The 8,228-nt window shown below is 73.2% G+C and carries 10 protein-coding genes; 1 reads left to right on the plus strand and 9 read right to left on the minus strand.

The window, feature by feature from the left end; all coding sequences use genetic code 11:
• Positions 1–939 (plus strand): CoA transferase (locus E6J59_01310; GenBank protein ID TMB23720.1); only part of this gene is annotated, 939 nt, incomplete at its 5' end.
• Positions 940–1,003: 64 nt separating this feature from the next.
• Here E6J59_01310 and E6J59_01315 read toward each other — a convergent pair.
• From E6J59_01315 to E6J59_01355, 9 genes are all read right to left on the minus strand, one after another.
• Entirely contained in the window at positions 1,004–1,282 is a 279-nt protein-coding gene (locus tag E6J59_01315) for a metallophosphoesterase family protein (GenBank protein ID TMB23721.1), read from the minus strand.
• A 22-nt stretch (positions 1,283–1,304) separates the two neighbouring features.
• Positions 1,305–1,586, minus strand: a complete 282-nt coding sequence (locus E6J59_01320; GenBank protein ID TMB23722.1) for a hypothetical protein — start codon at positions 1,584–1,586, stop codon at positions 1,305–1,307.
• On the minus strand, positions 1,586–1,819 hold the full coding sequence (locus E6J59_01325; protein TMB23723.1) for a hypothetical protein: 234 nt from the start codon (positions 1,817–1,819) through the stop codon (positions 1,586–1,588). Before E6J59_01325 ends, E6J59_01320 begins: the two co-directional genes overlap by 1 nt.
• 237 nt (positions 1,820–2,056) lie before the next feature.
• Positions 2,057–2,734, minus strand: coding sequence for a glutathione S-transferase family protein (locus tag E6J59_01330; protein TMB23724.1), 678 nt, complete (start codon positions 2,732–2,734; stop codon positions 2,057–2,059).
• A 22-nt stretch (positions 2,735–2,756) separates the two neighbouring features.
• Complete coding sequence (locus E6J59_01335; protein ID TMB23725.1) at positions 2,757–3,026, minus strand: hypothetical protein; 270 nt, start codon at positions 3,024–3,026, stop codon at positions 2,757–2,759.
• Complete coding sequence (locus tag E6J59_01340) at positions 3,020–3,517, minus strand: 6-pyruvoyl tetrahydropterin synthase (protein TMB23726.1); 498 nt, start codon at positions 3,515–3,517, stop codon at positions 3,020–3,022. The genes E6J59_01335 and E6J59_01340 overlap by 7 nt, the downstream gene beginning before the upstream one ends.
• 2 nt (positions 3,518–3,519) lie before the next feature.
• Entirely contained in the window at positions 3,520–4,407 is an 888-nt protein-coding gene (locus E6J59_01345) for a 3-keto-5-aminohexanoate cleavage protein (protein ID TMB23727.1), read from the minus strand.
• Between the two features lie 573 nt (positions 4,408–4,980).
• Positions 4,981–7,485 (minus strand): response regulator, encoded by a 2,505-nt coding sequence (locus E6J59_01350; GenBank protein TMB23728.1) that lies wholly within the window; start codon positions 7,483–7,485, stop codon positions 4,981–4,983.
• A 189-nt stretch (positions 7,486–7,674) separates the two neighbouring features.
• A complete protein-coding gene (locus E6J59_01355; GenBank protein TMB23729.1) occupies positions 7,675–8,202 on the minus strand; it encodes a hypothetical protein in 528 nt (175 codons plus the stop codon).
• Between the last annotated feature and the right edge of the window lie 26 nt (positions 8,203–8,228).

Raw genomic sequence — 8,228 nt, forward strand, 5'->3', positions numbered from 1 at the left:
GACCGCGCGGACGTGTTCGTGAGCAACGTGCGGCCGGAGATCCTCGAGTCGTTCGGCTTCGACGACACACGGCTGCGCGCCCGCAACCCGCGCCTCGTCTACGCGCGCGTCACCGGCTACGGCGAGAACGGCCCGGACCGCGACCGGCCGGCCTACGACATCGGCGCCTTCTGGTCGCGCGCCGGCATCGCCGCGGCACTGACGCCGCCGGGCGGCGACCCGCCGTATCAGCGCGGGGCCATCGGCGACCACGTCGCGGGGATGACGCTCGCGGGCGGTGTGGCAGCGGCGCTCCTGGCGCGCGAGAAGAGCGGCGCAGGGCAGATGGTAACCACCTCGCTCCTCCGCGTCGGCGTCTTCGTCCTCGGCTGGGACACGAGCGCGACCCTCCGCCTCGGCATCCCGGCCACGCCCATGACGCGCACCAGTACGCCGAACCCCGTGATCAGCTGCTACCGCGCCGGCGATGGGCGCTGGTTCTGGCTCCTCGGCCTGCAGGGCCAGCGCCACTGGCCCGACCTGCTGCGCGCCGTCGCGCGTCCCGACTGGCTCGAGGACCCGCGCTTCGCGACCATGCGGTCACGGCGAGAAAACTGCCCCGAGCTGGTCCGCCTGCTCGACCAGATCTTCGCCACCCGCCCGCTCGCCGAGTGGGGCGCGATCTTCGACCGCGCGGGCATGTGGTGGGCGCCCGTGCAGACGACCGAGGACGTCGTCCGCGACCCGCAGGCGATCGCCGCCGGCGCCTTCGTCGACGTGCCGCAGCCCGACGGGACACACATCCCGGGTGTGGCCTCGCCCGTCGACTTCTCCGTCGACCGCTGGCAGCCGCAGGGGCCGGTGCCCGAGGTCGGGCAGCACACCGAGGAGATCCTCCTCGAGCTCGGCTACGAGTGGGAGGCGATCGCGGGGCTCAAGGAGCGGGGCGCGATCCCGTAGAGCGGCGAACCTGTCGCCCTGGGCCGTGCTGCGCGGTTACGCGGCGAGGTCGATGATGCGGGCGTCACAACGCCCCGGGGCAAGGACGAGCCGGGCAACACTCGATCACGTCATCGGTGAGCAGCTCGGATGCCCACGGGCCCTTGTCGTTGTTACCCCGGACGGCGCGAACCGGGGCGATGGCCCGAAGCGCGCCGAGCACCACGGAAGCCCCGATGTCTCCGCAATGGACGATGAGATCGGATCCGCGAAGCCGATCGACAGCCTCAGGCCGGATCAGACCGTGGGTGTCAGAGATCACACCGACAACGTGCCGGGGTGACTTGATACCCGAGGCTGCCATGGCCGTCTGGGGACGCGGCCGATCAGCGGCGGCGCGTTAGCGCCGTCCGCTGCAGCGAGTTAGACGCGCGCGGCGGGGTTCGTTCCGCCAGCGCTCGCTCGGCTTGTCGGGGGAGTTCGACCGCGACGAAACAAGCTTCCGGGTACAGGTAATCCTCCCCGGACTCATCGATGACGCGGACGTATCCTTCTCTGGTCGCCATCTTGTCGGGCAGGCGCTCATAGAGCTTTCGCAGCTCGAGATCCTCCCATCCCGTGTTGCGAACGCATAGGAGAAACCGCCTCTTTCGTCGTGCCGTCTCCATCAGTCCAGAAACCGCTTAACCTTCATGTTCACCCGCCCCACTCCGTGAGCCTCATACCAGCGTAGCTCGGCCCGCCGCACGCGCCCACTGCTCAGGCGGACGGCAGCCACGCCCTCGCACTTCCCCCAGCGCCGGGGTCCATGCCGCCGACGCAGCCTAGCGAGATCGCGGATGCCCCGCCCCGCGGCGATCGTCACGATCTCGGTGATCGCGCTGACCAGCTCGAAGTCCACCGAGGCCTGAGCAACAAGGGCGCCAAGGAGACTAACGACTGATTAGCCGGGCCTGCCTCATACCGCGGCCCCGCCGCGGGACGCTCCTCGCGCTCGCGGGACGCCTCTACGAGGCTCCGCAATCCAGGTTTTCGTCCCCCGGGAGCGGCGCTCGCTCGGCGGGGTTAGGCTACCGGGCCGGTCTGCGTCGTCGCAAAGCGCTGGAGGTGGCACCAGCCGGCGCGAAACGCCGCCGTCCTACGCCGCCGCGCTCGGCCGCTCCTTGAACGCCCGGTACCAGCGCGCCACGTTCTTGCACGCCGGGTCGATCGGCGCCTGGGAGAACTCGGCGAACTCGAGCGCGGCGAAGAACGTGCAGTCGGCGATCGTCGGCCGCTCGCCGGCGACGAACGGCTTCGCGCCCATGGCCGCATCGAGGACCTTCAGGTTCGCGGCGAGGCGCGTCTTCGCGTTCTCGGCCGCCTCCGGCGACTGCTTGAACCGGCTCGCCATGAACGGGTGCGTGTTCTGGAAGTACTGGCCGACGGAGCTCAGGATGCCGAGCTCCGCGATGCGCTCGAGCTCACGCACGCGCGCCCGATCGCGTGGCGTCGTTCCGATCATGGGCGGCGCGGGGTGGAGCTCCTCCAGGTACTCCATGATGGCGAGCGATTCGCTGAGGCAGCTCCCGTCGTCCAGCTCGAGGACGGGGAGCCCGCCCATCGGGTTCTTCTTGAGGAACTCGGGCTTCCGGTTGTCCCCGGTCACGATGTTGACGGGCTCGAAGGGGATGCGGAGCCCCTTCTCGGCGAGATAGACGCGCAGCTTCTTCGGGTTCGGCGCGCCGACGAAATCATACACCTTCATGCGTTGGTCCTCCCCTGGTTCGGCCGTGGCGGCTCGTCTCGTTGGCGAATAGCCGACCGGCCGCCTCATGCAAGCGGGGGCCGTCGCGCGCCTACGACCGCCCGGCGTGCGCCGCGAGGTAGTCGAGGAGCGCGCGTTCCTCGTCGGGCGTGAGCCAGGGCATGCCGCGGCGCGCGAACTCCTCGCGCATGCGCCCGGTCTGCACCTTCCACATCGCGAGCGTCATGCTGCCGGGCGCGTAGAGCCGGTGGCAGCCCACGCAGCGCTCGCGGAGCACGCGCGCCCCGGGCGCGTCCGCATCGGGGAGCGTCGGGCCGCAGCCGGCCGCGAGCGCCAGGAGCGGGACGAGCCGCCTCAGCACGTCTCGCGGCAGTAGGCGGCCTGCCCCGGTGCCTCCGCCACTCCCACCTCGAGCGCGGCGAGCCCGCGCCCGCCGGCCTCGCCGCGCAGCGCCTTGCGCAGCCGCGCGAGCAGATAGGCCGCCAGCTCCTCGGCCGAGCTGTGCGCGATCGGCAGCAGGCGGACATCGGCGGCCGGGAAGCGGAAGCGATGCCCCGCCTCCGTCCTCACCTCGACCGCGTCCTCGGTGCGCGTGAGGATGAGGCAGTCGCTCCGCTCGGGCAGCAGCACGCGCTCGTCGAGCTCCTCGCAGAGGGCCTTCGCCACGCGCTTCACCAGGCCGAAGTCGAGCACGTAGCCGTCGGGCCCGAGGTCCGCCTCCACCCGGACCGACACCTGGTAGTTGTGGCCGTGGAGCGGCTCGCGGAAGCCCGGGTAGGCGATGAAGTGCGCCGCCGCGAACTTGAGGTAGTCCTTGGCGACGACCACGCTGTAGCGGCGCGGGGCGGACATCTTCACTGCGGCAGCCCGAGGATGCGGGCGGCCTCCGCGCAGCTCGCCACCCGCCGCCCCGTCGCGCGGGCCAGCGCGGCCGCCTCGCGCACCAGCTCCTCGTTGGTCGGGCGGCGCGGCCCCGCATGGTCCTCGAGGCCGACCCGCAGGTGGCCGCCGCGCTCGAGCGCCAGGCGCGCGAGCCCCGAGGCGATCACGTCCCCGCCCAGCACCGCGACCGACCAGGGGAGGTCGCATCCCTCGAGCATGGCGAGGTAGGCCTCCAGGCTGGGCGCGGTGGGCGGGAGGCCGAAGGTCACGCCCGTCCCCCCGAGGTACCCCTCGTCCCCGCCGAAGTAGAGCTTGACGAGCGCGCCGCGAGGCATCCGGCGCGCTCGCTGGAACGCGAGCGCGACGCGCAGGAAGCCCGGCTCGAAGATGGAGACGCTCGGGCCGAGCCGGTAGCGCGCGCAGAGCTCGACCTGGTGGAGGATGTCGCGATAGGAGTTGACGTAGACGTAGTCCATGGGCAGGGGGAGCCCGAGCTCGTCCGCCCCGCCCAGGTTCACCGAGCCGGGGTCGACGAGGCCCATGCGCAGCACCCCGGCCTCCGCGAGCAGTACCTCGTGGGCGTAGCGGTCCGCGATCGTCGCCCCCGCCCCGGCGGTGGGATAGAGGATCGCGTCGGGGCGCTCCCGCAGGACCGGTCGCCAGGCCTCGAGGTAGAGCTCCGCGGCGCGCGCGCCGTCGAGCGCGAACTCCGCGTTGTGGCTGTGGACGATGGCCGCGCCGGCGGCGAGGCAGCGCACGGCGTCGGCAGCGATCTCCGCGGGCGAGCGCGGGACCGAGGGGTTCCGCTCCGGGGCGGTCACCCCGTTGATCGCGGCCTCGATGATGACGGGGGTCGACATGCGTCCCCCTATAGCCTGACCCGCTCCCAGGTCGACAGGGGTTCGACCGCGACCGGGACGCCGTTCCGGAATGGCACGCGCATCAGCCCGCGGCCGCCGCTCTCCGTTCGGCCGCTCGCCCCCGCCCCGCCGCACCTGCGCGACCTCTCGCTCGGCAACCCGGACCTCGCGCTCCTCCCGCCGCTCCACCGCGCGCTCGGCCGCCTGCCCCGGCGCTCGGGCCTGTACGGCGAGGCCGCCAACCGCCCGGCGCTCCTCGCGCTCGCTGCCCGCCAGCTCGAGGCGGAGGGGCTCCCGCGGGGCGCCCTCGCGGTCACGAGCGGCGCGCTCGACGGGATCGAGCGCGTGCTGCAGGCCCACCTCCGGCCGGGGGACCGGATCGCGATCGAGGATCCGTGCGCGTGACGATCGCCACCCTCCTCCCGCGCGAGGCCGAGCGTCTGGCGGCGGCGCTCGCGCGGAGCCTCGGGCCAGAGGCGCGGCGGGCCTCGGCGTGAGCTACGCCGGCGGGCTCCGCCCGCGAATCCCCGGCCCGAGCGCCGGGGCCGGCCCGGCGAGCGGACGGGCGCTCGGTCACGCCGCGCTCCGGCCGCTCAGGGCCGCCAGCGCCGTGACCAGGTCCTCGGGCGCGACCGGCTTGGGCACGTGCAGCTCGTAGCCTGCGGAGAGGGCCCGCTGACGGTCCTCCGGCCCCGCATACGCCGTGAGCGCCACGGCCGGGATCCGCCGCCCGTGCCGGGCATCGAGCGCGCGCACCTTCTCGATGAGCGAGTAGCCGTCCTCCCCGGGCATCCCGATGTCGCTCACCAGGATGTCGGGCCGCCCGAGCTCGAGCGCGCCGAGCGCCTCGCGCGCCGAGGCGACCGCGGTCACGACGGCGCCGCACTGCTCGAGGACGACCGTGAGCCACTCCCGCGCGTCGGCCTCGTCGTCGACCACCAGCACGCTCAGGCCCTCGAGCGACGGCGCGTCCCCCCGGCCCGGCTGCTCGTGTCCGGGCGCGCCGGCGAGCCGAGCGGTCGGGATCGGCAGGCTCACCGTGAAAGTGGCACCCTGCCCTTCCCCGGGGCTCTCGGCGCGCACCGTTCCGCCGTGCAGCTCGACCAGCTGACGCACGATGGCGAGCCCGAGCCCGAGGCCGCCGTGCGTGCGCGTGGTGGCGCTGTCGGCCTGGCGGAAGCGTTCGAAGACGAGGGGGAGGAAGTCGGGGCGAATACCGTTGCCGCTGTCGCTCACGACGATCTGCGCGCGCGCGTCCGCCAGACCGAGCCGGACCTCGACGCGGCCGCCCTCCGGCGTGAACTTGATCGCGTTCGAGAGAAGGTTCCAGACCACCTGCTGCAAGCGGCCGGCGTCGCCCCACACCTGGCGTGGGGCGCTGAAGAGGGCGGACTTGAGCCGGATGCCCTTCGCCTCCGCCGCCGGGCGGACGGCCACGATGGCGGCGGCGACGACCTGCCTCAGGTCCACCGGTCCGGCCTTCAGGCGCAGCTTGCCGGCGACGATGCGCGAGACATCGGTCAGGTCCTCGATCATCCGGGCGAGCGACTCGGTACACCGCTCGATCGCCGCGAGCGCGCGGGGCGCCTTCGTCGCGTCGAGCTTGCCCGTCCCGAGCAGGCGCGCCCAGACCACGACCGCGCTGAGCGGCGTGCGCAGCTCGTGCGACAGGGTCATCAGGAACTCGTCCTTGATGCGGTTGGCCTCCTGCGCCCTGCGGTAGAGGCGAGTGTTGTCGACCGCCAGCGCCGCGCGGCGCGCCAGCTCCTCGGCGACGGCGAGATCGTCGCGGTCGTAGCGGCGAGCGGACACCGACGTGACGAACGTCATCGCGCCGAGCGACTGCCCCCGCGCCACGAGCGGCACGATCATGGCCGAGCGGTACCCGAGCTGGCGCATGACCGCGAGCTGCTCGGGGCCGGCGGCGACGGCGACCAGCGCCTCGTCGGTCACCTCGGGGACCAGCTCCGACCGCCCCGTCCGCACCACCTTCGTTCGCGGGTGGATCCCGCGCGGGTCCGGCGGGCAGGTGGCCAGCACGTCGGCGAGCTCCCCGTGCGCCGGATGATGCGCCACGGCGATCCGGCGGAGCCCGCCGTCCGGCTCGAGCATGTCGACCGTGCACCAGTCGGCGAGGAACGGCACCGCCAGGCGCGCGACGCTCGCGAGCGTGGTCTGGTAGTCGAGCGAGCCTGCGAGCACGGAGCTCGCCTCGGCGAGGAAGGCGGCGCGGCACCCCTCGACCTCCGCCGCGGCGCGGGCGACCTGCTCGCGCGCCAGCAGCTCGGCCCTCTCCCGCTCGATCCGCTTGCGCTCGGTGACGTCGTAGAAGGCAGCCACGCCCGCCATGATGCGGCCCTCGCGGTCGCGGATGGGCGTGGCGCTGGTGAAGAGGGTCGCGCGCACGCCGTCGCCCCGCACGAAGTCGATCTCCTCGCCCGCCACCACCTCCCCGCTGCGGATCGCGCGCGCGAGCGGCCACTCCTCGGCCCGGTACGCGCGGCCGTCGGGGTGAAACCCCTGGAGCTGGTCGTATCGGCTCAGGCCTGGCGGGAGGGGACGGCGGAGGATGCCTTCGACCTGCCGGTTGCTGAGGAGAACCCCGCCCGTGGCGGCGTCGACCATCACGACGCCCGCGGGCATCTGCTGCAGCACCGCCTCGAGACGGCCACGCTCGCCCTCGGCGCGCTCGAGGATCCGCTCACGCTCCCGTTCGGCCCGCTTCCGCCGCGTGTTGAGGGCGCTGATCAAGAGCGCTGCCCACATGAACAGCGCAAGGCGCACGGCGTCGTGCGGTCCGAATCCCGGGGACTGCGCGGAGGACGCGAGCAGGTAGGCGCCCGCGTAGGTGGCGAGGGCGGTGGCCAGGAGTCCCGGCCCCAGGCCGCCGTACGAGGCGGTCACCATCACCGCAGCGCAGAAGAGGGCGAAGCCGTTCGGGTCGATCAGCGGCCAGAGGAGAAGAGAGGCCCCGAAGGCCACGGCGGTCGCCAGCAGCGCCACGCCGTAGCGGAGGAGGACCGAAGCTTCACCCGAAAGGACATGCACTTGCCCGCCCGCGGGCGACAGGTCGCGCACCTCTCGCTATCGGCAGGGTTCCCTCCCGCCTTGAGGCGTGCCGGGATGCGGGCCGCTCCGTCGCGCGCCGATTGCTGCGCGACCCGCGCGGCGCCGCCCCGTGGGCGTGAGTGCCACCAAGGTCACCCTCGCTCGACGCCGTCGTCCCGTTGGCGGCGGAGCCTGCGGCGGCGGACCCGGGATGCCCCTTCACGTGTTGCGCCGGCGCGCGGGGCGGGCGCCTCTTCGGTTGAAGTGCGTGAGCGCCCGGAGCAGACGGGGCCGCCCGGCGAGGGTGCCCCCATCCCAGGTCCAGGCGAACACCCCGTACCCCGACTGGCGGGAGCCGGCCCACTGGGAGAGCATGTGGCGCAACTCGCGAGCTGTGGGCCAGCGCCACTCCGAGTCGGCGAACGCCTGCACCACCCCCCAGTAGGAGAGCCCGGCCTGGTTCGCCGCGGCGATGATCGCGTCGATCCATGAGTACTGGCACGGCTGGTTCCAGCGGCAGGGATATGGATCCAGACACACGTAGTCGGCCGCCCCAACCCACAGGGGGACCTGGTCGAGGCTGGCCTGGCCGGAGTTGGAGTCCATGGTCATCACGGTCAGCTTGCCAGGGTCCAAGCCGTGGATCAGCGCGGAGCGCGCGCGATGCTGGTCCGGGGCGGTCGGGCAGGCGTGCGGGTCGGGCTCGTCCGAGAGGTAGAATCCGGCCACCTTGGGATCGCCGGCCATGGCGGCGATCGTGTCCCTCAGCGCGG

Source organism: Deltaproteobacteria bacterium (assembly GCA_005879795.1).
Taxonomy (GTDB): Bacteria; Desulfobacterota; Binatia; order DP-6; family DP-6; genus DP-6.

Coding starts and splice junctions, on each gene's coding strand:
- E6J59_01330 (TMB23724.1), bottom strand. CDS start 2,734: ATGAGGCGGCCGGTCGGCTATTCGCCAACGAGACGAGCCGCCACGGCC.
- E6J59_01355 (TMB23729.1), bottom strand. CDS start 8,202: ATGGCCGGCGATCCCAAGGTGGCCGGATTCTACCTCTCGGACGAGCCC.
- E6J59_01315 (TMB23721.1), bottom strand. CDS start 1,282: ATGGCAGCCTCGGGTATCAAGTCACCCCGGCACGTTGTCGGTGTGATC.
- E6J59_01340 (TMB23726.1), bottom strand. CDS start 3,517: ATGTCCGCCCCGCGCCGCTACAGCGTGGTCGTCGCCAAGGACTACCTC.
- E6J59_01345 (TMB23727.1), bottom strand. CDS start 4,407: ATGTCGACCCCCGTCATCATCGAGGCCGCGATCAACGGGGTGACCGCC.
- E6J59_01320 (TMB23722.1), bottom strand. CDS start 1,586: ATGGAGACGGCACGACGAAAGAGGCGGTTTCTCCTATGCGTTCGCAAC.